The sequence below is a fragment of the Paraburkholderia sp. RAU6.4a genome (assembly GCF_050435625.1).
Classification (GTDB): Bacteria; Pseudomonadota; Gammaproteobacteria; order Burkholderiales; family Burkholderiaceae; genus Paraburkholderia; species Paraburkholderia tuberum.
On sequence record NZ_JBNDKQ010000003.1, the window covers coordinates 482,606 to 507,171 of the forward strand.

29 protein-coding genes and 3 pseudogenes are annotated in these 24,566 nt (G+C 63.0%); 18 read left to right on the plus strand and 14 right to left on the minus strand.

The window, feature by feature from the left end; all coding sequences use genetic code 11:
• Positions 1-277 precede the first annotated feature (277 nt).
• The 10 genes and pseudogenes from OKW40_RS26690 (at position 278) to OKW40_RS26735 (ending at position 7,675) form a co-directional block, all read left to right on the plus strand.
• Complete coding sequence (locus OKW40_RS26690; RefSeq protein ID WP_429492531.1) at positions 278-2,170, plus strand: bifunctional sugar phosphate isomerase/epimerase/4-hydroxyphenylpyruvate dioxygenase family protein; 1,893 nt, start codon at positions 278-280, stop codon at positions 2,168-2,170.
• Between the two features lie 168 nt (positions 2,171-2,338).
• Complete coding sequence (locus OKW40_RS26695) at positions 2,339-2,671, plus strand: hypothetical protein (protein ID WP_090806920.1); 333 nt, start codon at positions 2,339-2,341, stop codon at positions 2,669-2,671.
• 153 nt (positions 2,672-2,824) lie between these two features.
• Positions 2,825-3,079: a hypothetical protein gene (locus OKW40_RS26700; RefSeq protein ID WP_090810191.1), complete on the plus strand. Its 255-nt coding sequence runs from the start codon at positions 2,825-2,827 to the stop codon at positions 3,077-3,079.
• 244 nt (positions 3,080-3,323) lie between these two features.
• Positions 3,324-3,677 (plus strand): annotated as a pseudogene (locus OKW40_RS26705) (tlde1 domain-containing protein); the annotation flags it as partial.
• 86 nt (positions 3,678-3,763) lie between these two features.
• Complete coding sequence (locus OKW40_RS26710; protein WP_429494014.1) at positions 3,764-4,048, plus strand: hypothetical protein; 285 nt, start codon at positions 3,764-3,766, stop codon at positions 4,046-4,048.
• A complete protein-coding gene (locus tag OKW40_RS26715) occupies positions 4,045-4,314 on the plus strand; it encodes a hypothetical protein (protein WP_429492533.1) in 270 nt (89 codons plus the stop codon). The genes OKW40_RS26710 and OKW40_RS26715 overlap by 4 nt, the downstream gene beginning before the upstream one ends.
• A gap of 66 nt (positions 4,315-4,380) precedes the next feature.
• Positions 4,381-5,690 (plus strand): annotated as a pseudogene (locus OKW40_RS26720) (IS4 family transposase).
• Between the two features lie 445 nt (positions 5,691-6,135).
• The gene (locus tag OKW40_RS26725) at positions 6,136-6,600 is read left to right on the plus strand and encodes a hypothetical protein (RefSeq protein WP_429492535.1); all 465 of its coding nucleotides are present in this window, start codon (positions 6,136-6,138) and stop codon (positions 6,598-6,600) included.
• A 39-nt stretch (positions 6,601-6,639) separates the two neighbouring features.
• Positions 6,640-7,200, plus strand: coding sequence for a lysozyme (locus tag OKW40_RS26730; RefSeq protein ID WP_184025388.1), 561 nt, complete (start codon positions 6,640-6,642; stop codon positions 7,198-7,200).
• Positions 7,184-7,675, plus strand: coding sequence for a lysozyme inhibitor LprI family protein (locus OKW40_RS26735; protein ID WP_429492537.1), 492 nt, complete (start codon positions 7,184-7,186; stop codon positions 7,673-7,675). Before OKW40_RS26730 ends, OKW40_RS26735 begins: the two co-directional genes overlap by 17 nt.
• A gap of 476 nt (positions 7,676-8,151) precedes the next feature.
• Here the strand turns inward: OKW40_RS26735 and OKW40_RS26740 are convergent, their stop codons facing one another.
• The 7 genes from OKW40_RS26740 to OKW40_RS26770 form a co-directional block, all read right to left on the minus strand.
• Positions 8,152-8,481 carry a hypothetical protein gene (locus OKW40_RS26740; protein WP_429492539.1) on the minus strand — a complete coding sequence of 110 codons (330 nt, stop codon included), beginning with the start codon at positions 8,479-8,481 and terminating at the stop codon, positions 8,152-8,154.
• 17 nt (positions 8,482-8,498) lie between these two features.
• Positions 8,499-9,266 carry an AraC family transcriptional regulator gene (locus OKW40_RS26745; protein ID WP_187626420.1) on the minus strand — a complete coding sequence of 256 codons (768 nt, stop codon included), beginning with the start codon at positions 9,264-9,266 and terminating at the stop codon, positions 8,499-8,501.
• A 159-nt stretch (positions 9,267-9,425) separates the two neighbouring features.
• Positions 9,426-10,718 (minus strand): NAD(P)/FAD-dependent oxidoreductase, encoded by a 1,293-nt coding sequence (locus OKW40_RS26750; RefSeq protein ID WP_429492541.1) that lies wholly within the window; start codon positions 10,716-10,718, stop codon positions 9,426-9,428.
• The gene (locus OKW40_RS26755) at positions 10,715-10,990 is read right to left on the minus strand and encodes a 2Fe-2S iron-sulfur cluster-binding protein (protein ID WP_184063018.1); all 276 of its coding nucleotides are present in this window, start codon (positions 10,988-10,990) and stop codon (positions 10,715-10,717) included. The genes OKW40_RS26750 and OKW40_RS26755 overlap by 4 nt, the downstream gene beginning before the upstream one ends.
• Positions 10,977-12,134 carry an NAD(P)/FAD-dependent oxidoreductase gene (locus OKW40_RS26760; protein WP_429492543.1) on the minus strand — a complete coding sequence of 386 codons (1,158 nt, stop codon included), beginning with the start codon at positions 12,132-12,134 and terminating at the stop codon, positions 10,977-10,979. The genes OKW40_RS26755 and OKW40_RS26760 overlap by 14 nt, the downstream gene beginning before the upstream one ends.
• Positions 12,131-13,087: a 4-hydroxyproline epimerase gene (locus OKW40_RS26765; RefSeq protein WP_429492545.1), complete on the minus strand. Its 957-nt coding sequence runs from the start codon at positions 13,085-13,087 to the stop codon at positions 12,131-12,133. Before OKW40_RS26765 ends, OKW40_RS26760 begins: the two co-directional genes overlap by 4 nt.
• A gap of 282 nt (positions 13,088-13,369) precedes the next feature.
• Complete coding sequence (locus tag OKW40_RS26770; RefSeq protein ID WP_429493953.1) at positions 13,370-14,077, minus strand: response regulator transcription factor; 708 nt, start codon at positions 14,075-14,077, stop codon at positions 13,370-13,372.
• A 293-nt stretch (positions 14,078-14,370) separates the two neighbouring features.
• On the opposite strand from OKW40_RS26770, the gene OKW40_RS26775 reads away from it, so the two are divergent.
• Both OKW40_RS26775 and OKW40_RS26780 read left to right on the plus strand, forming a co-directional pair.
• Positions 14,371-15,672, plus strand: a complete 1,302-nt coding sequence (locus tag OKW40_RS26775) for an MFS transporter (RefSeq protein WP_429492547.1) — start codon at positions 14,371-14,373, stop codon at positions 15,670-15,672.
• A gap of 67 nt (positions 15,673-15,739) precedes the next feature.
• Positions 15,740-17,200: an MFS transporter gene (locus tag OKW40_RS26780; RefSeq protein ID WP_429492549.1), complete on the plus strand. Its 1,461-nt coding sequence runs from the start codon at positions 15,740-15,742 to the stop codon at positions 17,198-17,200.
• Between the two features lie 20 nt (positions 17,201-17,220).
• On the opposite strand, the gene OKW40_RS26785 is transcribed toward OKW40_RS26780, so the two are convergent.
• From OKW40_RS26785 to OKW40_RS26810, 6 genes are all read right to left on the minus strand, one after another.
• Positions 17,221-17,493 carry a hypothetical protein gene (locus tag OKW40_RS26785; RefSeq protein WP_090810195.1) on the minus strand — a complete coding sequence of 91 codons (273 nt, stop codon included), beginning with the start codon at positions 17,491-17,493 and terminating at the stop codon, positions 17,221-17,223.
• 94 nt (positions 17,494-17,587) lie between these two features.
• Positions 17,588-18,022, minus strand: coding sequence for a DoxX family protein (locus OKW40_RS26790; RefSeq protein ID WP_184054217.1), 435 nt, complete (start codon positions 18,020-18,022; stop codon positions 17,588-17,590).
• Between the two features lie 103 nt (positions 18,023-18,125).
• Positions 18,126-18,533: a VOC family protein gene (locus OKW40_RS26795; protein ID WP_018423431.1), complete on the minus strand. Its 408-nt coding sequence runs from the start codon at positions 18,531-18,533 to the stop codon at positions 18,126-18,128.
• A gap of 36 nt (positions 18,534-18,569) precedes the next feature.
• Entirely contained in the window at positions 18,570-19,034 is a 465-nt protein-coding gene (locus tag OKW40_RS26800; protein WP_429492551.1) for an RbsD/FucU family protein, read from the minus strand.
• Between the two features lie 80 nt (positions 19,035-19,114).
• Positions 19,115-19,396 carry a hypothetical protein gene (locus tag OKW40_RS26805; protein ID WP_429353151.1) on the minus strand — a complete coding sequence of 94 codons (282 nt, stop codon included), beginning with the start codon at positions 19,394-19,396 and terminating at the stop codon, positions 19,115-19,117.
• A gap of 22 nt (positions 19,397-19,418) precedes the next feature.
• The gene (locus OKW40_RS26810) at positions 19,419-19,787 is read right to left on the minus strand and encodes a nuclear transport factor 2 family protein (protein WP_176379337.1); all 369 of its coding nucleotides are present in this window, start codon (positions 19,785-19,787) and stop codon (positions 19,419-19,421) included.
• 285 nt (positions 19,788-20,072) lie between these two features.
• Between OKW40_RS26810 and OKW40_RS26815 the strand changes: the two genes are divergently transcribed.
• The 6 genes from OKW40_RS26815 (at position 20,073) to flhC (ending at position 23,924) form a co-directional block, all read left to right on the plus strand.
• The gene (locus tag OKW40_RS26815) at positions 20,073-20,462 is read left to right on the plus strand and encodes a type II toxin-antitoxin system RelE/ParE family toxin (RefSeq protein WP_429492553.1); all 390 of its coding nucleotides are present in this window, start codon (positions 20,073-20,075) and stop codon (positions 20,460-20,462) included.
• Entirely contained in the window at positions 20,459-20,761 is a 303-nt protein-coding gene (locus OKW40_RS26820; RefSeq protein ID WP_184064273.1) for an addiction module antidote protein, read from the plus strand. Before OKW40_RS26815 ends, OKW40_RS26820 begins: the two co-directional genes overlap by 4 nt.
• 88 nt (positions 20,762-20,849) lie before the next feature.
• Positions 20,850-21,698, plus strand: coding sequence for a helix-turn-helix domain-containing protein (locus OKW40_RS26825; RefSeq protein ID WP_184054209.1), 849 nt, complete (start codon positions 20,850-20,852; stop codon positions 21,696-21,698).
• 41 nt (positions 21,699-21,739) lie between these two features.
• Positions 21,740-22,276, plus strand: a complete 537-nt coding sequence (locus OKW40_RS26830; protein WP_429402778.1) for a GNAT family N-acetyltransferase — start codon at positions 21,740-21,742, stop codon at positions 22,274-22,276.
• Between the two features lie 743 nt (positions 22,277-23,019).
• Complete coding sequence (flhD, locus tag OKW40_RS26835) at positions 23,020-23,340, plus strand: flagellar transcriptional regulator FlhD (RefSeq protein WP_184007179.1); 321 nt, start codon at positions 23,020-23,022, stop codon at positions 23,338-23,340.
• Between the two features lie 14 nt (positions 23,341-23,354).
• Complete coding sequence (gene flhC / locus OKW40_RS26840) at positions 23,355-23,924, plus strand: flagellar transcriptional regulator FlhC (RefSeq protein WP_018423439.1); 570 nt, start codon at positions 23,355-23,357, stop codon at positions 23,922-23,924.
• 139 nt (positions 23,925-24,063) lie between these two features.
• On the opposite strand, the pseudogene OKW40_RS26845 reads toward flhC, so the two are convergent.
• Positions 24,064-24,566, minus strand: a pseudogene (locus OKW40_RS26845) (divalent metal cation transporter); the annotation flags it as partial.

Consider the following 24,566-nt stretch of genomic DNA (forward strand, 5'->3'; position numbering starts at 1 on the left):
ACCCGCGGCGGTTCTTCGACGCATGGCGAAGTGTGCGCGCATCGGCCGTCGTCGTCATTCGGGGTTTCTACGAATTTGTACCATCTAGTTAGTTTGCATAGACTATCGAAACTCCCGGGTAGTGTGGGGTATTCTGGCCTGCGTCTTGCTTCAGTGCGTAACGAACTAGCTCGTTTTTGCGCATTGCAGCAAGCCCGGCAGGCCGCGCCTCCAGGCGCGCCGCCGCGGTTTTTCTCTGAGTTTCCCCCTCGTTTGTCCGTTTTTGCAGGAGCCGTTCATGCAACGTTCGATTGCCACCGTGTCGATTAGCGGCACCCTCGTCGAGAAGCTGAGCGCGATCCGCGCGGCGGGTTTCGAAGGTGTCGAAATCTTCGAGAACGACCTGCTGTATTTCGACGGCTCGCCCGCCGACGTGCGCCGCATCGCCGACGACCTCGGCCTGAAGATCATGCTGTTCCAGCCGTTTCGCGATTTCGACGGTGTCAGTCCCGAACGGCTCGAGCGTAATCTCGACCGCGCGAAGCGCAAGTTCGACGTAATGCACGAGCTAGGCACGGACCGCATCCTCGTGTGCAGCAACGTGTCGCCGGACACGATCTGCGACGACTCGCTGATGATCGACCAGTTGGGCGCGCTCGCCCGCGCGGCCGAAGCGGCTGGCGTGCTCGCCGGTTACGAAGCGCTCGCCTGGGGCAGGCACGTAAAGACCTATCGCCACGCGTGGAAGCTTGTCGACGCCGTGAATCATCCGAATCTCGGGCTCGTGCTCGACAGCTTTCATACGCTGTCGCTGAACGACACGCCCGACGCGATCGCCGCCATTCCTGGCGAGCGCATCGCGTTCGTGCAGATCGCGGACGCGCCGAAGCTTGCGATGGACGTGCTCGAATGGAGCCGCCACTACCGCTGCTTCCCCGGCCAGGGCGACTTCGATCTCGCGAACTTCACCGCGCAGGTCGTCAAAGCCGGCTACAAGGGCCCGCTTTCGCTGGAAATCTTCAACGACGGCTTTCGCGCCGCCCCCACCACGATCACGGCCGCCGATGGCCATCGCTCGTTGTTGTTCCTCGAAGAGCAAACTCGCGCGCTGCTCGAAGAGCAACAGCAGCCGCGCAAAACGACAGGCGGCCTGTACCGCTCGCCCGCCGCGCCCGCGCACGTCGGCTATCAGTTCCTCGAATTCGCGGTCGATCACACCACGCGCACGCAGCTAGCCGACTGGCTCGGCAAGCTGCGCTTTCGCCAGGCCGGCCAGCATCGCTCGAAGGACGTAACGCTGTATCAGCACGGCGCGGCCTCGATCGTGCTGAACGCCGAGCCTGATTCGTTCGCGAACGCGTTTTTTCAGCAGCATGGGTTGTCGCTGTGCGCATCGGCGTTTCGTGTCGATGACGCGAGCCACGCATTCGAGCGCGCGGCCGGCTTTGGCTACGCGCCGTTCTCCGGCCAGATCGGGCCGAACGAGCGCGTGCTGCCGGCCGTGCAGGCGCCGGATGGCAGTCTCAACTATTTCGTCGACGAAACGCCCGATCAGCCCACGCTGTTCGAGGCCGATTTCGTGCTGACCGACGTCAACGGCCCGACCGAGGTGGGACCGCTCGAGCGCATCGATCACGTGTGTCTGTCGGTGCCGGCGAGTGCGCTCGATACGTGGGTGCTGTTTCTGCGCACCGCGTTCGGCTTCCTGGCCGAGCCGGGGGTGCTCGTTCCCGATCCGTACGGCCTCGTGCGCAGCCGCGCGCTGCGCAGCCCCGACGGCTCGGTGCGGATCGCGCTGAATGCATCGGTGGATCGCCATACGGCGGTGGCCGAGGCGCTGCACACGTATCACGGCTCCGGACTGAACCACGTCGCGTTCAGTACCGGCGACATCTTCAGCGCTCTCCCCGAGTTCGTCGCCGACGGCGTGCCGATCCTGCGCATTCCGCGCAATTACTACGACGACCTCGCGGCCCGCTACGCGCTGTCCGACACGCTGCTCGAAGCGATGCGCGCGAACAATATCCTGTACGACCGCGACGAACGCGGCGGCGAGTTTTTCCACGCTTATACGGAGCAACTGGACCAGCGCTTCTTCCTCGAGATCGTCGAGCGGCGCGGCGGCTATGACGGCTACGGCGCGGCCAATGCGGCGGTGCGGCTCGCGGCGCAGGCGCAGCGGCGCAAGTAACGGGCGGACACCGGAGGCACGACGGCGGCTTCGTCATTGGAAGTCGCCGCGTCGATACGGATTTCGTCTTTTCAGGCACGCGAGCTGCGTCCCCGATCGGGGCAGGCTCGCCGTCTCGATATAATGGCGCCTGTTCAGCCGAATCGCCGAATCAACGCCAGGAGAGATATGAAGAAGTTCGCTGCAGTCCTGTCCCTTTCGCTACTGCTCAGCGCTTGCGCGTATTTCCAGAAAGACCCGGATTCCGGCGAACCCGTCACGGACACGACGACACAGCGTTCCGTCGACGACGTGGTCGCCTGTCTGACGCAGATGGCCAATCATCACAACGCCGCGTTCAAGTCGACCGGGATCCCGCAGGGTCAGATGCTCGACTTCGGCGACTCGAACGTCGTCAAGGTACGCAGCGACAACGGCGCGACAACTTACCGTTTCTATGCGGGCAAGCGTCATGTAAGCAACCTGTGGATCGAATCGGCAAGCAAAACCTGCGCGCCATAAGGCTTTGTGGCGCATAAAGGCGAAGTTGCAGGCGCCGGAATCTGATCCATTGCAACGTTCATGTCACGGTGTTACAGGACAATGGAGTCTTAAGAATCGTTTAAGACTTCGTCCGCAAGATCCCCGGACATGTCCCCGCACGAGGTGCGCTCCATGAATCAGCCCGAAATCAACACCAACGAAACACCGGCGAAACGGCCTACTATCCTGCGCCGTCTGTTGAGCCATCACGAACTCGCGACGCTGCTGCTGCTGCTGCACGCGCCGATCGATGCATCCGCAAAACCCGAAATTCCGCAGCTTTACGAAGCAGGTCTCGTCGAGACCGTTTCGAACGATGCGGGCACGCCGCATATCCGTCTGACGTCCGAGGGTAATGCGGTGTTGCGAGGGCTTGGGGTGAAGTAAGCAGATCGGCTCGCGACCCGGTCATCCGAGGCCGCGTCAGCGCTTTGCGTTGACGCGGCTTTTTTCTATTCAGGCACAGCCATTGAGCGTGGCCTACGTTTTTGGCGATAGATCAGACCGCCGCGCTTCTGCATCAGTTTCGTAGACATGCGAGGCATCTTTAAGAACGCTCCGATTGTCTGGCACCGACGTACACGCAATAGTCATTGCTCCGCCACCTCAGGGAATTCTGGAGCAAAAACCAATGACTGTAAGCCGTACCTTCGAGTTCAATCGGAAAGAAACTTCACGATTCGTCTGCTCAGGCTTTGGCGCGGTCGAAGCCTATTCAGGTCAGAGAGCCGGCAGGGACAATCCCGACAATGTCGCGGATGTGGATGTCGGCCCGATACCTCCCGGCACGTACTACCTGATTGACCGCCAATCCGGCGGACGCATCGGGGGACTAAGGGACTTTATCGGTGAACACTTCGGAAGTAGTGATCGGCACAAATGGTTCACGCTGTGGAATCCTCACGGCGGCGACGTGACGATGATTCAAGGCATCCGGCGGGGTCAATTCCGCCTTCATCCCGAAGGGTCGAGGCATCTAAGCCAAGGTTGCATTATCCGCCCAGTGCGGAAGAGCGAGCGAGATGGTCCAAGCAGCAATGGCGGCCAGATCTGCTCTAAGCCAAACTCGATATGCTGCCAGAAGAAATGGTCATCAGGGTGCCCTGGAACGAATTTGCACAGGGGCGGTACAAATCGCGCATTACCGCCGCCAAAGAGGTCGGATTCGATGCAGGTCATATCGTCGCGGAACAGGCAAAGGTTGATGCGTTTCACATGACACGCATGATCCTGCCCCAGGACTGCCGGCCCCAACTGCCCAAAGGTGTCGCCAAGGTATGGGCGTTGGCCGCCTTCCCCTCACTACTCGCATATCGGGAAGATCAGGCACTCGCGTCGAAACCAGTCCTGCTGTGACTGCCGAGGAAAGAAACGAACACCGCAACCTGCTGGAGATGATGACCCAGCTCGGCGAGGACTACCACGCCGACAATCGCTGCGATCAGGAACTGTTCACGATGCTTGCCCTCGACGCCAAGCGGCTTCCTAACCGCCAACCGACACCGCAGGACGCCGCAGCGATTCTCGCTGACGCTGCGCACGGCGCGAAAAGCACTAACCGGCGTCGATCACTTACGGAAAAAGCGGCTCAATGCCGTAATGCCGTTCAGTTAAGCGACTGAACGGCATTTTTGTTTTTGGCGCAAACCGGTTGTAAACGGGACGCGGCGATGTTAACTTTCATCGCCATGCTGGTCGATGATCTGCGCCTCCTTGTTGAATCCCGGCCGCCGCTCGATTGGGGCCGGCTGGGTCAGCATCTGCCATACGAATGGATCGAGTATGCAGTGCAGGCCAGTGGCAGTGCCAGCGTACGTCGGCGTCGGCTGCCCGCGCAACAGGTCGTATGGCTGGTGATTGCGCTGGCGTTGTACCGGCACCGGTCGATCAGCGAGGTTGTCGATGAACTGGACCTTGCGTTACCTGTGGCCGATGCGTCGTTTGTCAGTAAGAGCGCCATCACCCAGGCGCGGCAGCGCGTCGGCGCGGCGCCACTGGCGTGGCTGTTTCACGAATCAGCCAGAAACTGGGTTGCGCAGGATCAGGGGATTCTCGCTGTTCGCGATGGATGGCACCACGCTGCGCACCGCCGACAGTGCCGCCAACCGCAGACATTTCGGCGCCTCGGCCGCAGCCCATGGCCGCATTGGCAGCTATCCGCAACTGCGCGCGGTAACGCTCACCGCGCTTGCGACGCATCTGGTGCGTGATGCTGTGTTCGGTCCTTACAACATCAACGAGATGGTCTCGGCGCGTGAACTCATTCCTCGCGTGCCGGCCAATTCCATCACCGTATTCGACAGGGGGTTCATGTCGGCCCAGCTCCTGTGCAATCTGGTCTCGGGCGGTGAGAACCGGCATTACATCATTCCGGCCAAATCCAATCTGCGGTGCGAGTTCGTGAACGAGCGCGACGGTGACCGGATCGTGCGTATGCGAGTCTCGCCGCAGGCCCGCGCGAAATGCCCGGAATTGCCCGAATCCTGGCAAGCGCGCCGTGCTCGCCGCGGATGCCAGTGGGCGGCAACGGACGCTGCTGACGTCCCTGACTGATCGAAGACGTTTCAAGGCTGCCGACATTGTGTCGTGCTACGAGCGTCGCTGGCAGATCGAGACCAGCTACCACGAGCTCAAGCAGTCGATGCTGGGCATGGAGCTGACCCTTCGCAGCCAGACCGTGGAAGGCGTCTATCAGGAATTCTGGGGCGCGCTAATTGCCTATAACCTGATACGTCTGGAGAGGGCCAAGGCAGCACTTGCGGCCGGACATGCACCCGATGAACTGAGCTTCATCCGCGCGTTCCACACCATTCAGTACGAGATGACCTGGGCGGCCGTGACGCGCTCGTACGGCAAACTGCCCGCGCTGCTCAAGCGCCTGCGTGAGCGGCTCAGGCAACTTCCCAATGAGAAACGGTCTGGGCGCAGTTGCGCTCGAACCGTCAAATCCCGACCGTTTCGCTATACCGTTCGAGTCCTTAAAAGAGACCTTAACTGAACGGCATTAGGCTCAATGCCGCTTTTTTTGTTGGACGGTGACACCGGAAAAATGCACCTGAAAATGAGACGGCCAGCGCAATTGTGAATATCTGTCAAAACAGTTTCATCTCAATTTAAAGTCGTTGACCGTGTCGCGTTTTAGATGGTTAATTTGTCGGGTGTGTTCTGGAAAATCAGCAGAGGTCAGATGGAACAACAGAAACAGGATGAAACCGGGGGCAAGGAAGAGTGCGGGCTTTGCCGTATCACCTATTCAGTCTACTCGAACTTCCCGCCAATGCCGTCCGCAGTGGCGCTAAACGCCGAAACCGGCGAATTCTTTCCACCGAATAGGCTTGGTTGTATTCGATCTGAACCATAACACGGAGGATCACCGCTGGTGCTCTTACGCGTGCTCAATGGTCTGATGGTCTAAGAGCGCGAATTAACCTACGGAGGGTCAAATGTACGAAAGGATGCGCTCCGCAAAGGAGATCATTGAAGAAATGAAGACTCGCTTTGCGGATATGTTCGAGGGATCAGATAGCCGGGAATGTCTTGATTGTCGTATCACGTTCAAGATATACAAGGCGTGGCCTGATATGCCTCAGGCAATGACGATAAACCAGAAATCCGGGGAGCGGATTCCGATTAATGCGATCAGGGCTCTCCCATCCGGCTACGACATGAGGCAGGCTTTAGGGCAAGACGAGGAATGCGGCTGTCGCAATCGACCTGCGGGCCCGTTCGATGAAGAGTTCACGCTTCGCGACGCCAACGGATCGCCACTCGCCGACACGTATTACACGATTGAGTGGCGAGGTTTCCTAACGCGCGGCGTCACTGATTCCATCGGACGTACACAGCGGCACAAGACAGACGGCGCGCAAGCGGTGCGTATGTATCTTGGACACCGCGAGTCTGTCTAACAATTCCCGAATGGAAATAACTCATACAACGGAGTAAATGTGACCGACCCACTGCACGAATGCGTAACCAATATTGATCCCAATTCAAATGTCACCGTATATTCTTCGCGCTTGTGTAAACCGTGGAAATTTTCCGAACAGGGAACTAAGTTCCTTAAAGGTTGGGAACAGTTCAGCGCGACCATGTACGACAAGGACGGCAGCAAAGCCGGAAATGCAACAGTTGGATATGGGCACCTTGTTCATTTGGGGAAAATATCCGGCGCCGCATCGGAAAAGCCATTTCAGAAAGGAATAACCGAAGCACAGGCCGAGACGCTACTTAAGGAAGACGTCAAGTGGGCGGAAAATACGATCAATCGAAAAATTCGGCTCCCGCTGTTTCAATTTGAATACGATGCACTTGTGTGCTTTATGTACAACCTTCAACATCATGGCGACAGTCTGCTCGATTTCGTTAATACTGGTGATTACAACAAGGTAGGTGATAAGATGAGGCAGTACGCCACAGTTAAGGGCCACCCGCTTAGAGGGTTACTGCGGCGTCGACACCGTGAAGCGGAAATGTTTGAGGCGGGGGTCTATGATTCATCGCACTAGTCTAATAGTAGCGCTCGCGCTCACGATCGCTCCGATCATTGCACCCGCTAAGACCGTGTATTCCGGTAAATTCGATTATCACTATTTTAAATCGCCGGATCAGTATTTTTCAGGTCATAGCGCCGCCGATGTGGCTCATATGTGTGACACTGGGGAGCATGCAAGCAATGACGACTTGGCGGAGTGTTCGCACCGCAAATTCGATCATGCGGCCCGTGCACTGGATAAGATCCTGCGATCGGCGAAATCCAAGATTGGAGGCAATGACAGGTCACTTAAAGCAGAAGGCGAACCGTTAGCTCTCCCTTACTTTTTGAAGTCGCAAGACGCTTGGTCACAGTACCGCGATAACGAGTGTTACACCGAAACCTATATGATGGGTGAGGCTGCCGAGCGCTATATTTTCTTTTGGGAGTGTATGGCAAATATCACCCAAGACAGAGTCAAGGAATTGCAGGAAGTCTTAAGAGACTAGACCATTGCTGCTATGTGTTGTGCCCCGCTTCGGCGGGGCCATACCGTAAAAAATCTGGCTGGCTTTGAGCGGCTGCAGCGCTATATCCGTCGGACTTCGCCAACGCTGCCAATACCAGGAACTAACATGCAAGCTTACGGGCGAGTAGAAGTGCGATGAGAGACGCCCGATTGCTTCGATGGTGCATCAGTGCACTTGGGATATGGGTCGCATTGGGCACTGCACTCGCATGGGGCACGCAACAACTATCGTTCCAGATACCGTTATGGTTCGCCGGTTCCGTTCGATGGCTACTGCGTTGCCTATATCCCAATTGGGAGCCCGACGCCTACGATGTCGAGGCTTGGGGCAACTTTGTGCTGATCGTTTCGGGATATATCGTCGCCATCGCATTGGTAGTGCCGGCAAGCGTCATCGCATGGCGGCGAGCACATTGAGCACGCTCGTCACAATGGAATTCGGCCGCGTCAAGCCTTTCAAGCCTGCCATACCCCATACCCCGCCTCGCGCAGCCCGATCGCCAATTCCACTTCCATATCCTGCGCGCCGCGGTAAGGCATCGGGTTGAACACGTCGTACAGTTCGGGCATCAGACGCAGGCCGTAGTCGCGCACAAAGCGATTCGCCTGAATGCCCGCCTTGTGCCGATCGAAGCGCAAGTCCGGGTCGAGCCCCGTCATGCCGACGTACACGCACGGCTTGTCGAAACGGTAACCAGGATTCGCGCGACGAAAGCGCGCCTCGTTCCACACCTTGTCGTCGAGCGCGACGACGTACACGTAGTAGTGATGCGCGCGACCCGCCATGACACGCCCGACGCCGTTCAGCCGCGCAGCGTACCGTGCAGCAACATCCGGTATTCGGTCGGTGTGACGCCGACGGTCGCCTTGAATTGCCGTGTGAACGCGCTGTGATCGGTGTAGCCGCAACGCGCGGCGACGTCGGTGACCTTGTCGTGCGACACCAGCAGCGCGGTCGCCGCATCGAGTCGCGTTTTCAGGAGCACCTGGCGCGGCGTCAGATGAAACACCTTGTGAAAGTAGCGCTCCAGCTGCGCGACCGACATGTCCGCCATTGCCGCAAGCTGCTTCAGGTTCAGCGGCTGCACGTAATTCTGCTGGATCGACTGCACGACGGCGGCAAGCCGGCTGTAGGCCGGATGGCTGCTTTCGTCGGCTTTCAGATCGCGGGAGATGCCGGCGAGGCCGACCACCTTGCCCGTCGCATCGCGCAACGGTTGTTTGCAGGTCAGGCACCAGCCCGGTTGACGGCCCGGATACAGATGCAGTTCGAGCTGATCGAGCATCTGGTTGCCGACGCCGATGATCGCCTTGTCCTGCGCGGTATAGATGCGCCCGAAGCGGCGCGGAAACACGTCTTCCGCGGTCTTGCCGAGCAGCGCGGCCTTTTCCTTGAAGCCGCAACGCGAAGCGAGCGTGCGGTTGACGAGCGCATACCGCGCGTCGGCGTCCTTGACGAAGAACACGACGTCCGGCATTGCATCGAATACCGGCTCGAGCAACCTGAAATGCGACAGCATGCCGGGCAGCGTCGTATCGTCGGGTTCGAGCGGATGAGCCAGCGTGTTCATCGTGCGGTTCCGTGGGTGCGTGCCTGGTTGATTGCGTTAGGTTGCGTTCGCGGATCGCTGCGCCGGTGCGGCCGGGCAGCCTGCTCGTGCGGTTGATTGCGGTCGATTATAGAGCCGCGCGTCGCCCGCCAATATCTACCGAGGGTAAGCGCGGAGCCGTCATGGCGCCGCAGTCGGCGGTTCGGCGGCGCTCATCAGCGTGCCGATTTGCGCCGGACTGAACGGCGGACGCGCCGCGGCGGTCGGCCAGCCGAAGTACAGGCTCGCGGCCGCCCCGCAGATGCGCCCCTGGCAAGGGCCCATACCGCAGCGCGTCTGCAGTTTCGCGTCACGCCAGTCGGCGCAGCGGCGCACCTCGCCGACGCTCACGTCCTCGCAACGGCACAACAGCGTCGCGTCGGCGGGCGGCGTGCGCGCGGCCTCGCCCAATGCGAACGACGCCGCGACGCGCGCGCCAAAGCCCCGCCAGCGAGCGCTTTGCGCGACCAGCGCCGCCAGCGCGGCGCGTTGCGTGCTCGCCGCGCCGCTCGCCACGAGACCGGCGATCTCGCCTTCCGCGCCAGCGAGCTCAGCGCCGCCGACGCCCGTGCACTCGCCCGCTGCATAAACGCATTCGAGCGAGGTGCGCTGTCCGTCGTCGATGACGATTTCGCCCGCGTCGTTGATCGCGCAGCCGAGCGCCTGGGCAAGCGTGACGTTCGGCAGCAGTCCGAAGCCGCACGCGACGCGGTCGCAATCGAGCGTCACCTCGCGTTCACCGCGCCGGATCGTCACCTGTTGCACGCGCTGCGCGCCACGGGCTTCGCTCACGATGCTGCCGGTCCAGTAGCGCAGTCCCGCGAAGCCGCGCGTGAGGCTGATCGCCTGACGCAGCTTCGCGGGCTCGCGCAGCAGCGACACGCCGAAACGCGTGACCTCGGCCGCCGATGCCTGCTCGACCACCGCGATCACGCGCGCGCCGGCTTCTCGCGCGGTGGCGAGCGCGGCCATCAGCAGCGGGCCGCTGCCGGCGATCACGATCCGTTCGTCGCGCACCGGCATGCCGCCTTTGATCAACGCCTGCAATGCGCCCGCGCCGGTCACGCCGGGCAAGGTCCAGCCGGGAAACGGCAGAAGACGCTCGCGCGCGCCGGTCGCAAGAATCAGTCTGTCATAGGTGATCGACACGCCGCCGTGTTCGGCGGATTCGAGCAGCAAGCCTTGCGCGCCGAGCGGCGCGATCACGCGCGTCGATGGCCAGTAAGTGAAGTTTTGCTGCGATTGCAACGCCGTGAGTAGCGCCTGCAACGCTGCTTGAGGCGGATAGGCGGGTCCCTGGCGCCAGACCTGGCCGCCGGCGCGCGGATTGTCATCGATCTGCGCGACAGTCGCGCCCGCCTGCGCCGCCGCTCGCGCGGCATTGAGCCCGGCCGGACCACCGCCGATCACCACGATGTCGAAGTGCTGCGTCATGCGTGTACTGTCCCGTTTCGTGTCTGCACGCGCTGGCCGTCGCGGCATAGCGTCTGACACGCGAGCGCGTGCGCGCGACCGTCGATCGTCACGCGGCACTCCTGGCACACGCCCATCCCGCACAAGGCTTCGCGCGGCTCGCCCTTGACCGACAGCCGCGAGCCGCGCACACCCGCGATCGCGAGCGCCGCGGCTATGGTCGTGCCGGGTTTCACTTCGATGCTGCGGCCGTCGACGCTCAAACGGATGCGGGCCGCGTCAGTGTCGGTCATGAGCCACCTGCTCTGCAAAACGCACCGGTAGGTAAGGTTCGCACGGAATCGGCGCGGCATGGCCCGCGATCTGCGCCGCGAGTAGTTTCGCGGTCGCGAGCGAGGTCGTCACGCCAAGCCCTTCGTGGCCGACCGCGAGCCATAGGCGAGATGCGGAGCCAGAGCCGACATCGGGCGCGAACTCGCCGGCCGGTCCGATCAGCGGCAGGCCGTCCGGCGACGCCGCGCGAAACCCCGTCCACGCGCGGATGCCGCTGAGCGCCGGCAACCCCGGCAGATACTGCGCGGCGCGTTGCAGCATCTGGGCGAGCACCGGCATCTCGACGGCCGGATCGGTTGTTTCGAACTGGCGCGACGAGCCGATCAGCAGTTGCCCGGTCGGACGCGGCTGTGCGTTGAACGCGACCGACGTGCCGCTCGCGTGATGCGCGCTCTTGATATAGCCAAGTTCGAGCAGTTGATGACGGATCAGCCCCGGGTAGCGGTCGGTGATCAGCAGATGGCCTTTCTTCGGCTGCAACGGCAGCCACGGCAACAATTGCGCCGCCCCGAGGCCGTTCGCGACGACCACGTGCGCCGCGCTGGTGCGCTCGCCGCACGCCAGGGTCACGCCACCCGCACCGACCGACGCGACCGACGCTCCAGGTCGCACGCTGATATTCGCTGCATGCGGCGACTGCGTGAGCAGCCATTCGGCGGCAGTCGGCGCATACACGATGCTGTCGTGCTCGATGCGCAAGCCGCCCGCCATCGATGGTGCGAGCGCCGGTTCGCAGGCGCGCAGTTCGGCCGAGTCCAGCAATTGCGCGGCGACGCCTTGGCTCTCGAACGCCGCCTGCATTGCGCGGGCGACTTGCCGTTCTTCGTCGTCGGCTGCGACCCACAGCGTGCCGCAGCGCGCGAACGCGTCGCGCGCGCGCAGCTGCGGCGCGAGCTCGAGCCATAGCTCGCGCGAATAGCGGCTCAGCGCGAATTCGGCAGGCGAGTCGTTCATCACGACGATATGGCCCATGCCGGCCGCCGTCGCGCCGCCGCCGATGCACTGCGCATCGAGCACGTCGACGCGCATGCCGAGCGCGGCCAGTTCCGCCGCGCACGCGGCACCGACGATACCGGCTCCGATGATCAGCACGTCCGGGCTCATGCGGTCCGGATACCCCAAGCGAACGGATCGCGCTCGTCGAAACACAGACGCCCTTCGGCCATGATGTGCGCGTGACCGGTGATGGTCGGAATCACGTGGACGCCGTCGCCCGCCGTGCGATAGCTCGCCTCGAACACGCTGCCGATGATGCTCTCCTGGCGCCACACCGCGCCTTCGGCAAGCTTGCCGTCGGCCGCGAGACACGCGAGCTTCGCGCTCGTGCCGGTGCCACACGGCGAGCGGTCGTACGCATTGCCGGGACACAGCACGAAGCTGCGGCTGTCGAGGCCCTCGCGCGAGCCCGGTCCGAACAGCTCGATATGGTCGATCAGCGCGCCGTTCGCGCCGGTGATGTTCCGTGCGATCAGCGCGTCGCGAATCGCCGAGCTGAAAGCCGTCAGGCTCGCGATGTTCGCGGCTTCGAGCTCGTGCCCATGCTCGGCGACGAGGAAAAACCAGTTGCCGCCCCAGCCGATGTCGCCGGTCAGTGCGCCATAGCCTGGCACGTCGACCTGCACCGCCTTGCGGTGGCGATACGCGGGCACGTTGCGCACCGCGACGCCGCCGTCTTCGTTCAGCGTCGCCTCGACCCTGCCGACCGGCGTTTCGATGCGGTGTCGTCCCGGCCCGATCCGCCCCATGTGCGCGAGCGACACGACGAGCCCGATGGTGCCGTGCCCGCACATGCCGAGATAGCCGACGTTGTTGAAGAAGATCACACCGGCCGCGCAAGTCGGATCGTCGGGCTCGCAGAGCAACGCGCCGACCACCACGTCCGAGCCCCGCGGTTCGGTGACGATGCCGGCGCGCCAGTCGTCGAAGCGGGTGCGGAACACCTCGAGCCGTTGCGCGAGCGTGCCGCCGCCCAGATCCGGGCCACCCGACACCACGAGGCGGGTGGGCTCACCGCCGGTGTGCGAGTCGATGATGTTGAGGGTTTTCATGTCGCCCATGGTAGGAATCGCGGGCCGGTGGGTCTTGGTGCGCGTGCGCGCGGATTGAGACGATTTCGGCATAGCGGCGCGATGCGTGAGCCGCCGCGCGCGCGGCGCGCGAAACGTCCCGCTATTCGGTATCGGCGTCGACGACCCTCGGCGCAAACACGGCAACCCGGCTAACCGATACGGACACGTAAGGAGAATGAACACCGCTGGCGAGCGCGACCGGCTGCAACGCGGATTTCAGCATATACCTGGCCGTGGCGACCTCATGCCGTGCGCGCCGACTGCCAATCTTCACTCCCTGAGCACATGGTCGTGAAGCCGCAGCAACCGGTAGCCGCTTCTGTATACCGGCTGCAGCCGGAAACCATTGTGCGGCTCGATCGCGAGCAGCAGACGCAGCCGCGAAACGTGACTGTCGATGGTCCGCGTGAACTCGCGCAGTTCGCGGCCCCACACCGTCGCGAAGATATGGTCGCGCGACATCACGCGATCGACGTTGGAAAAGAACAGCGCCGCGATCCGGTACTGGGTGGGCGACAGCGACACCGGCTCGCCGCGCAGCGTGACCGCCCGGCGGATCGTGTCGAAGCAATAGGGGCCGATCTCGAAACAGGTCGCGGCGCTGAAACGCTCCGGATACGCGCGCCGCAGAAGCGCCGCGACTCGCGCGCGAAACTCGGCGTCCCGCAGCGGCAACGCGAGGTAATCGTCGGCACCGCCGGCGAGCGCGCGCACCATGCTTTCCTCCGAGCCGTCGTCCGACACGAACATGATCGGCACGTGCTCGCCTGCCACGCGGCGCACCGAGCGCAACAGGTCCGCGCCGGCGGGCCGCATATCCTGCCAGTCGAGCACCAGCAGATCCATCGTGGAGCGCACGAGCGACCTCGACAACGCAACGCCGTCGTCATAGGCCGCGCAGAAATGGCCGGCTCTCACCAGACTTGATTCAATGGACTGACGCATGACCGGGTCACGCTGAAGAACTGCAACGCGCATGGGATAGACTCTCGACAAGGACATGCAGGCCATTCTCCGAGCCGCACCCCGGTCCCTCCCTTCGGAGCATTCCTATTTTCCGCCGCTTTCTTCGCCCAACTGGGCGCTCCCGCAGGACTTCCGCTTTCATCCTGTAAAATCCGCGCCGGCCTCCGTCGTCAGCGCGCCCGCCCTATCAGGACGGCGCGCCCGTGTCCCGTGCTCTACCCAGCGCCTACCACACTTCTCGCCCGACGAACGCCGTATGTCCACGCGTCTCCCGCGTGGCTCACAATTCATCAAAAGACATGGCAATGCAAGCGACAAATCTGGGTGGAGCGCAGGCTGTCACCCCCCGCCCGCTTGGGCAGAGCGATTACAAGACACTCGGTCTCGCCGCGCTCGGCGGAGCGCTCGAGTTCTACGACTTCATCATCTTCGTTTTCTTCGCGCCGGCGATCGGCCAGTTGTTCTTCCCGGCGGCGATGCCGGACTGGCTGCGTCAGGTGCAGACCTTCGGCATTTTCGCGGCCGGTTATCTGGCGCGGCCGCTCGGCGGCATCATCATGGCGCACTTCGGCGACCTGTTCGGCCGCAAGCGCATGTTCACGCTGAGCGTGCTGCTGATGTCGGTGCCGACGCTGCTGATGGGCCTGATGCCCACCTACGCGAGCATCGGCGTGCTCGCGCCGGTGCTGCTATTGCTGTTCCGCGTGATGCAGGGCGCGGCGGTCGGCGGCGAAGTCCCGGGCGCATGGGTGTTCGTCGCAGAGCATGTGCCCGGGCGGCACGTCGGCTATGCGTGCGGCACGCTGACGGCCGGCCTCACGGCGGGCATTCTGCTCGGCTCGCTGATTGCGTCGGCGGTCAATCGCCATTTCACGCCGGCCGATATTTCCGAATATGCGTGGCGTGTTCCGTTCCTCATCGGTGGCGTGTTCGGCATGTTCTCGGTCTATCTGCGCCGCTGGCTGCACGAGACGCCGGTGTTCGCCGAACTGAAGCAACGCAAGGCGATCGCCGCGGAAGTGCCGCTGAAGGCCGTACTGCGCGATCACGGCCGCGCGGTGATCGTGTCGATGCTGCTCACCTGGATGCTGTCGGCGGCGATCGTCGTCGTGATCCTGATGACGCCGACGCTGCTGCAAAAGCAATTTCACATCGAGCCGGCCACCGCGCTGCTCGCGAACTGTGTCGCGACGCTGTGCCTGACGATCGGCTGCGTGGTGGCGGGTTCGATCGCCGGACGCATTGGCGCGGGTCGCACGATTTTCGTCGGCGGCGTTGCGCTTGCGATCACGTACTACGTGATGTTTCGCCAGTTGGCCGTCGATACGTCCCTGCTCGTGCCGATGTATGCACTGGCCGGACTTTTCGTCGGCGTGATCGGCGCGATTCCGCTCGTGATGGTCCGCGGATTCCCGCCGGTGGTGCGCTTCTCGGGCATCTCGTTCTCGTACAACGTCGCGTATGCGGTGTTCGGCGGTCTGACGCCGATCGCCGTATCGCTGATGATGAAGTCGAACCCGCTGGCCGCGCCGCTGTACGTCGCGGCGATCTGCGTGCTGGGCGCGCTGACCGCGCTGTTCATCAAGGATGCGCCGCGGGCGCGCTGATCCGGCGACATCCATACTTCACGCCACGCCGAAACGTGGCGCGCTGCATCGGGCTTACGATGCAGTCATGAACTCATCCACACCCTCCTTTTCGCCCGCCCTCGGTCGCGTTCTCGCGACCGTCAGCGTCGGCTTCGTGGTCACGCAACTCGACGTGACCATCGTCAACATCGCGTTGCCACGAATCGGCGCGGACCTGCACGCGAACGTCGCGGGACTGCAATGGGTCGTCGATGCGTACACGCTCGCGTTTGCGGTGCTGATGCTGTCGGCCGGCGCGCTCGGCGACCGCTTCGGCGCGCGGCGCATGTATGCGTGCGGAATCGTGCTGTTCGCGCTCGCGTCGCTGGCCTGCGGGCTCGCGCTCGACGCCCCGATGCTGATCGCCGCACGCGCGGTGCAAGGCATCGGCGCGGCCGCGATGCTGCCGAATTCGCTCGCGCTGCTCAACCAGTCGTTCGGCCACGAGCCGAAGCTGCGGGCACGCGCGGTCGGCCTGTGGACCGCCTCCGGCGCGATTTCGATCGCGGCCGGGCCGGTGGCTGGCGGCCTGCTGATCGCGGCGTTCGGCTGGCGCAGCATCTTTCTCGTCAATCTACCGATCTGCGCGGCCGGCCTGCTCGCGACACTGCTGTGGATTCCGCGTCCGCAAACCTCGCAACGCGGCGTGCCGGCCGCCGCTCGCGGCAACACCGGCGCGACGCCACGCGGCATCGATCTCGGCGGCCAGTGTCTCGCGATCGTCGCGCTAACCGCGTTCGTCGCCGCGGTGATCGAATGGCGGCCGCTCGGGCTCGCGCATCCGCTGGTCGCCGGCGGCTTCGTGCTGGCGCTGCTGGCGGCGGGTGCGTTCGTGTTCGTCGAAGCGCGCGTCGCGCGCCCGATGCTGCCGCTGTCGCTGTTCGGCACGCGCACGTTCAGCGCGGCGGTGCTGTTCGGCATCTGCGTGAATCTGACGTATTACGGCATGGTGTTCGTGCTGAGCCTTTACCTGCAGCGCGTGCGCGGCTACACGCCGTTGCAGGCGGGCCTCGCGTTCCTGCCGCTGACGGGCGGCTTCCTGATCTCGAACGTCGCGAGCGGCTGGGTGATCGGCCGCCTGGGAGTGCGCGTGCCGATGATCCTCGGCGCGATCACGGCTGGTCTCGGCTATGGCCTGCTGCATCTCGTCGACGCCGAGACGCCGCTGATTGGCCTGCTGCTGCCGTTTTTGCTGATTCCGTCGGGTATGGGACTCGCGGTGCCGGCGATGACCACGGCGGTGCTCGCATCGACCGAAGCGCGGCGCGCGGGCACGGCGTCGGCGGTATTGAACACGGCGCGCCAGGCCGGCGGCGCGGTGGGTGTGGCGGCCTTCGGCGCGCTCGCGGGCGGTGCGGCCGCGACGCAGATCGTGCCGGGGATGCAAGCGGCGACGACTATTTCGGTGGGACTGCTGGTGCTGGGTCTCGTGCTCGCGTGTTTCGTGCATCCGGAGCCGCAAGCGGCGGCATCGTCTGCGCGCGGCGCGAGCGCCGCGAGTAAGTAAGCGGTGTGTAATGCAGGCGCCTACAGCGACGCCTCCTGAATCGTGCCGGTAGCGATTGCGCGCTCGATCAGGCCTTCGTTGCGCGCTTTGGCGATCGCATCCGCGAGCAGCTTTTCCGGGTCCTCGATGTCCGCCTTCAGCGTGCCGATGAATCCGGACGCATCCAGAACCACCAGCGTCTTCGCCGACTCGGCGAGGCTGATGATCACACGATGCGGCGTCGGCCCTTCGCCGAGACTCGCGCACAGTTGCGTGAGCTTGCCGCCGATCATTTGCTCGAAGTTCTGAATCATCATCTGCTCCCATGATTGGCGCGGACTGGAAATCCTGCTGTGTAGCAGGATGCGGGCCGCGCCGACTGCGCGCGCTCACGCTTTACAGCCCGCTTTACAGGCCGCCGAGTCCGCCGCGCGGCGCGCGCGCGTTGTCGATGCTCAGACGCCCCGCGCCGGTAACGAACAGCAGCAGGAAACCGCCCGCGATTCCGATGTTCTTCCAGAAATGAATCACCATGTCGTGCTGCAAGGCCGGGTCGGTGATATTCCAGAAGTCGTGGCCGAGCACCGCCGTCGCGACCGTATACGCCGCCATGACCAGCGCGAGCGGCCGTACCTTGAAGCCGACCACGAGCAGCAGGCCGCCGAGCACCTCGATCGCGGTTGCGATCGGCGCGGCGATCTGCACGAACGGCACGCCTTTCGAATGCAGGTAGCCGACGAAGCCCGCATAGCCCAGCAGTTTCATCACCCCGCTCCACAGGAACAGCACGGAAAGCGCAAGACGGGCGATGAAAATAATGCCGAAATCGACGGGACGCGACATGGGGGTACTCCTGTAATGAATAAGCAGCAGACCCGAATGGAAGGGCTCAGTTCCCCGCCTCGCCCCTGAGCATATGAGCAATGGCCGCGATTTCCAAGCCCGCTCAAGCTGACGGATACGTGGCGACCTCGATCAGGTTGCCGTCCGGGTCGCGGCAATACACCGAGGTCATCTTGCCGCGCGCGCCGTCGCGCTCCACCGGCCCCGCCTCGATAGCGACGCCTTGCGCAAGCCAGTGCGCCTTGACGTCGTCCGGGCTTGCGGTGGTCACGAAGCACAGGTCCGCGGTGCCCGGCACCACCTCGCGCGACGTGAACCAGGCGACGGTATCGGCCGACGCGGGACGCAGATTGATCTTCTGATTACCGTAGTTCATCGCCACGCGCGTGCCGGTGCGCGACGCGAACTCGGTGCGTCGCATGCCGAGCATCCGCGCGTACCACGCCGCGCTCACTTCGACGTCGGCGACGTTCAGAACGAGATGATCGAGACTGGCTAGCTGGAAGCTCATGGGTTTGTCGTGATGAATCGAGAAAGGTGGTAACGACTATACGCGTGGCGCGTCCGGCGCGAGCAACACGCCCTTCGTGAATACGAAGCAGCCGTAGCCGCGCTCCTCGCCCGTCGCGATCACACAGTATGCCTGGCGCGCACGCTCGTAAAACGCGAACCGCTCGATCGACACGAAGGGCACCTCGCGCCCCTCGCCCGCGTTGACCTCGGCTTGCGCTTCGCGCTGCACCGCGGGAATCGTGTGCGGCTCGCCAACCACTTCCATGCGCGACGCGGGATGCTCGATAAAGGTGTCGAGCGGCAGCACCGACAGCACCGCGCGGATCGCGCGCGGCGAACTGACGCCGTCGAGACGCAGCGGCTTGCCGAGCACGGTATCGCGCGCGACGGCGTCGGCCGGGAAGTTGGCGTCGCAGATCACGAACTCGTCGCCGTGGCCCATCGAGCGCAGCGCGTGCAGGATATCGGCGTTCAGTAGCGGGTCCAGATTTTTCAGCACGGGGTCTCCAGGTCGTTCGGTTGGGAACATGCTGAGGGGGTGAGGTCGTGAGCTTTGCGCAAGGCGATGCGTGTCACGCTTCATCCGCACGACGATCGATTGTAGCAAGCGCGCCGGACGTCTTGCGGCGCTGCGCTCGCACCGCATTGCCAGCGCAGCCATCCGACCAGAGCGAGCAGCACGAGCCCCGCGCCGCCGAGCACCGGCTCGCGCCAACCGAGCAGTGCGATGAACATGAACGCCCGCGCCCCGCCGAGCAGCGCGAAACCGGCGATCGCGCTCGATAACGCATCGAGCGCGGCCGCGACGCGCAGCAACGCGAGATGGACTTGTACGGGCTTGGCAGCGGCGGGCTCATGCATGATCGTCTCCGTGAAAGACGCCTCAGGCGGCGCCGGGGGTTTCGTCGAGAAAACCGGTGACCGCTTGCAGACGCCCATGCGCGTCCACCACGCCGAAGTCCGAGCCCTTCACGATCGCCTCGCCCGCGGGGGTCGTCAGTGCCCACGAGAAGCGCAGGCGATTCGCGAAGCCGTCGACGTCGGTCGTACGGCGAAACGTGTGATGCGGAAAACGCTCATGCACCGCGCGGATCATGGCGTCGATGCCATCGTGGCCCGCGCCCGCCAGCAGCGGGTCGCGATAGTCGGCATCGGCGCTCCACGTTGCCGCGATCAACTCGCGACGACGCGCGCCATCGGTCTCGTTCCAGGTATCGAAATAACGGTCGATCAAATCGGTATGCGCATTCATCTCGAACTCCTCGATTGACAGGACTGAGCACTTCGCGCGGCATGCGCATCGCATGCGGCGGGCTCGGAATGAAGATTGACGGCTCGCGTGCATTGCGTCGATTACGTGAGAGGTAATCAAGCGGATGCAGCCTTCGCTGTCACGCAGCGCTTTTCACTGTTTTTCTCGCCAAATAGGTCATTCGGCCGAGTCGTCAAAAAACCTTCGCACCGCTAACCTCAAGTGACTCATCGAAGCCCGCCGACGACATCGCGAGGCGGGCAATGCAATGAACAGGAGGACCGCTTGGACCGCTTTATCGAGACGCTTTTCTCGCTTGCACGACCGTATCCTTGGAGATACAATCATCCGCAGATCGAAACACCGCGCGTGTACACGATCAACTGCACCGAAGAGTTCGACCGTTGGCTTCACGGCCTCACCGACCTCAAGGCGAAGGCGCAAATTCTCGTGCGGATCCGCCGCGCGGAACGCGGGCTTTTCGGCGACGCGAAGTTGCTGGAAAACGGCGTGTTCGAGATGCGCATCGATTGCGGGCCGGGTTACCGGGTCTACTACGCGCGCGAGGAACGCATGATGTATCTGCTGCTCTGCGGGGGTAACAAGGCCACGCAGCAGGCGGATATCAGGCATGCCGGAGCAATGTGGACAACCATCAGAAAGGAACAGTCATGAGCAAGATCAAAACGGCACGCTTCGACGCATCGAAGTACCTCGACAACGACGAAATGGTCGCGGCCTATCTGAACGCCGCCCTCGACGAAGGCGACTCCGATCTGCTGCTCGCCGCCATCGCGGATATCGCCAAGGCACACGGCATCACGAAGATCGCCGCCGCAGCGGGCCTGGGCCGCGAAAGCCTCTACAAGACACTCGCGCCCGGCTCCAAGCCACGCATGGACACGGTCCTCAAACTGGCGAGTGCGATCGGCGTCAAATTCACCGCCGTGCCGTTGCGCCTGGCTGCCGCCTGAGCCGGGCACGCGTCTCGTTGACTGAAATTCGCGGGGCATTACCTCTCAGGTAATCGATTGCTTGCACGCTTTGACTATGATCGGTGGCATGAACACACTCTCTATTGCACAAGCGGCTCCATCATCCGCGCCGATCGGCACTCGGGCGGTCGGCGAACTTCTCCGCGAATGGCGCCAGCGGCGGCGCATGAGTCAGTTGCTGCTCGCCACGGAGGCTGACATTTCGACCCGCCATCTGAGCTTTGTCGAATCGGGGCGCGCGCTACCGAGCCGGGAAATGGTCATGCATCTCGCCGAGCGCCTCGACGTGCCGTTGCGCGCGCGCAATGCTCTGCTCGTCGCGGCCGGTTACGCGCCGCTGTTTCGCGAACGTCCCCTCTCCGACCCGCAGCTCGCCGCCGCACGCGAAGCCGTCGAACTGGTGCTCAAAGGACATGAGCCCTACCCGGCCCTCGCGATCGACCGGCACTGGACCATCGTCGCGACCAACAATGCGATTGCGCCGTTGTTGAGCGGCGCGAGTCCCGAACTGTTGAAGCCACCGGTCAACGCACTCCGCCTGAGTCTGCATCCGCAAGGCATTGCGGCGTCGATCGTCAACTGGCATGCGTGGCGCGAGCATGTGCTGGGCCGCCTGCAACGGCAGATCGACGTCAGCGGCGACGACACGCTGAGCGCACTGCGCGACGAACTGGCCGGCTACCCCGCGCCGCCGGATGCAGACGCCTCGACGCTGGACGATGCAGTCCTCAACCAGATCGCCGTGCCATTGCGGCTGCGTACGCCGCTTGGCGTGTTGTCGTTTTTCAGCACCACCACGGTGTTCGGCACGCCCGTGGACGTTACGCTGTCGGAACTCGCCATCGAGGCGTTCTTTCCGGCGGATCGGCAAACCGCGTCGGCGCTGCGCGAATTTGCCGAACATCAGCGCGGCTAGCCGCTCGCGTACCACCGCTCCACTCACCACGAATAAGTGAGATGTCCGTCAACGCCGACACCCTGCTGATCCGCCAACTCGGACCCGCCGACCGGGACGCCTATTTCCAGCTTCGTCTGCGCGGGCTGAAGGCGCACCCCGCTTCGTTCGGACAAAGCCACGACGAAGCGCTGGCGAAAGGCGCCGGGCAGCATGACGCGACACTGCAGGGCTCGGAGACGGAAGGCACGTTTCTGCTTGGCGCGTATGCGTCGGCCGACGCTCCGCTGATCGGCGTCGTCGGTCTGCTGCGCAATAAAGCCCACAAGGAGCGGCACAAGGCGAACGTGGTCGGCATGTATGTCGCACAGGAAGCGGCTGGTCGTGGGGTCGGGCGCGCGCTGCTCGGCGAGTTGCTGACGCGCGCGGCGCGCGTCGACGGTTTGCGACAGGTGCAGCTAACCGTGGGTAGCCGCAACGACGCTGCGCGCAGGCTGTATGAATCGCTCGGCTTTCGCAAATATGGGTGCGAAGTCGGCGCCTTGAACGTCGACGGGGTGTTCCATGACGAGGATCTGATGGCGCGATTCCTGGCGTAGCGCCCCCGGGAATCATTGACGACGCCTCCTTGCGGCCATTCCCGGCGCCTCGTCAACGTTGTAATGTCGTCTTATTGCACCGACATCGTGTCAGGCAACCTGCACGGCACTGGCTTCTCGCAGCCTCCGTCCGCAACGTGATCGGTACGCATCTGCGACCGCTGTTCGGTCTCGGGGTCGAACGCGTGCGACAGACCGGCTGCCCATCCTCATCGAGCCGTTACAAAGCCGGCCCTCGTTTGCGTAGTTTGTAACGGGGGACGCTTCATACGGTTACAGGCTCCATCCGCCCCTCACGCGCCCCCCAGCACGAGTATTTATTACCGTCCATTCCATCGCTTTCCGTTCCTTTCTAATCCAAAACAAATTTACCGATCGCCGCGCGGTGCGGACGCACGTCTCGGACAATCGCGTAGGATTCCCATCCAGCAAGGGTTTTCATGGATTAGAGGCCAGTGTCGAAAGGCTATAAATTCACTTGGCATCATTCATTACAATGGCGTGAAAAACTTACCGAAAAATGATGTAGCTTTTTGAGATATTTTTTTGAGAAAGGATTGATTTCTGGTTTTAGCCTTCATACAATTCGTCCCGAGCTGTTACGAAATGTAACCTCTTGTATCAAATGTTCGCTGGTTGTAGCAAGTAGCAACATGTAGCCGGAGGCCACGTTGCCGGCGAGGCAGAAAAGACATAACGGCGCAAAGCCGACATAGTAATTCGGGGCTTCGGAAACAGACAAAATGGACCGTAGCAGCGAGACGCTGGATTCAATCCGCGAGATCAACTTGTCTTACATCATGCTCGCGCAACGCATGTTGCGCGAGGACAAACCGGTCGGAATGTTCCGGCTGGGACTGTCGTCGGAACTGGCTGACTTGCTTGCCGGGCTGTCGCTCGCGCAAATCGTCAAGCTGGCCGCTTCCGACCAGCTTTTGTGCTTCTTCCGCTTCAACGACCACGCGATGCTGTCGGCGTTGACGCAAACGACGAAGCACACCGCAGTTGCACCGACTCACACGGCGATCCTGCTTGCAGGCCAGCCCGCCGAGCAATTTGCCTGATCGAGGTGACTGCAATGCTCAAGCGAAGCCTGACCGAAGATGCACAGGAAGTATTTCGCGCGATCGCACTGATCGAGCTCGGCGCCCGCATGCAGGTGCTCGAGAGCGAGTTGACGCTGTCGCGCGACCGTATGATCCGCCTGTATCGCGAGGTCAAGGGCGTATCGCCGCCCAAGGGCATGCTGCCGTTCTCGGCGGACTGGTACATGACGTGGCTCGCGAACATTCACGCGTCGCTGTTCTACAACACGTACCTGTTCCTCAAGAACGAAGCGCGCTGCTCGCATCTGGATGCGCTGACCAAGGGCTATCGACTGTATCTCGAACACTGTCAGCACAGCGAAACCGAGCCGGTGCTCGATCTGACGCGCGCGTGGACGCTCGTGCGTTTCTTCGACGCCGACATCCTGCAGTTGACCAGATGCTGCCGCTGTACCGGCAAGTTCGTCGCGCACAAGCACGACCTGCAGCACAACGTCGTGTGCGGCGCCTGCCAGCCGCCGTCGCGTGCCGGCAAGACGAAGAAGGCAGCAGCCGCGCGCCGGGAAGCGCTCGATGCGGCGCAGGTTGCGCAGGCCGCTTGACCGATCGATTCGCCGTCGCGAGACGCGCTCGACCCGATTCAAACCGAAGCTCACATGATTCCGCGCAGTGATTGAACTGCGCGGATTTTTTTCGCCTTCGCCCCGGGCAAACGGGCGTGCCGAATACCGGTCGTTCAGATCAACCGGCCCGCCCCACCGTCTGGACAACGAGCCACAGATTCGCCGCACTGATCGTAACAAACAGCGTCCACACGAGCAGGCGCGTCGGCAGCGTGTTGGCGAATTCGCCCATCAGCGATCGGTCGCTCGTCATGCGGATCAGCGGATACAGCGCGAACGGCAGTTGCAGGCTCAGCACGACCTGACTCGCGACGAGCAGTTGGCAAACCGCGCCATTGCCGAGCATCCGCACACCGATCAGCGCCGGGATCAGCGCGAGCGCTCGCGTGATGAAGATCTGCGTGACCTGGTCGTGGCCCGTCGCGTAAACGCGGCGGCCGCGAGAATCAGGATCGCCATGTTGATCAGCGCCGCGATCACGAGCGATGCGATCGTGTCGATGCGTGACGTGCCGATCGCCGAGCGGATGCTGGCCGGATCGCGCTTCACCGCGCGGGTCTGCACGATCGACGAGTGCAGATACAGGTTATGCGGCATCACCGTCGCGCCGAGAATGCCAAG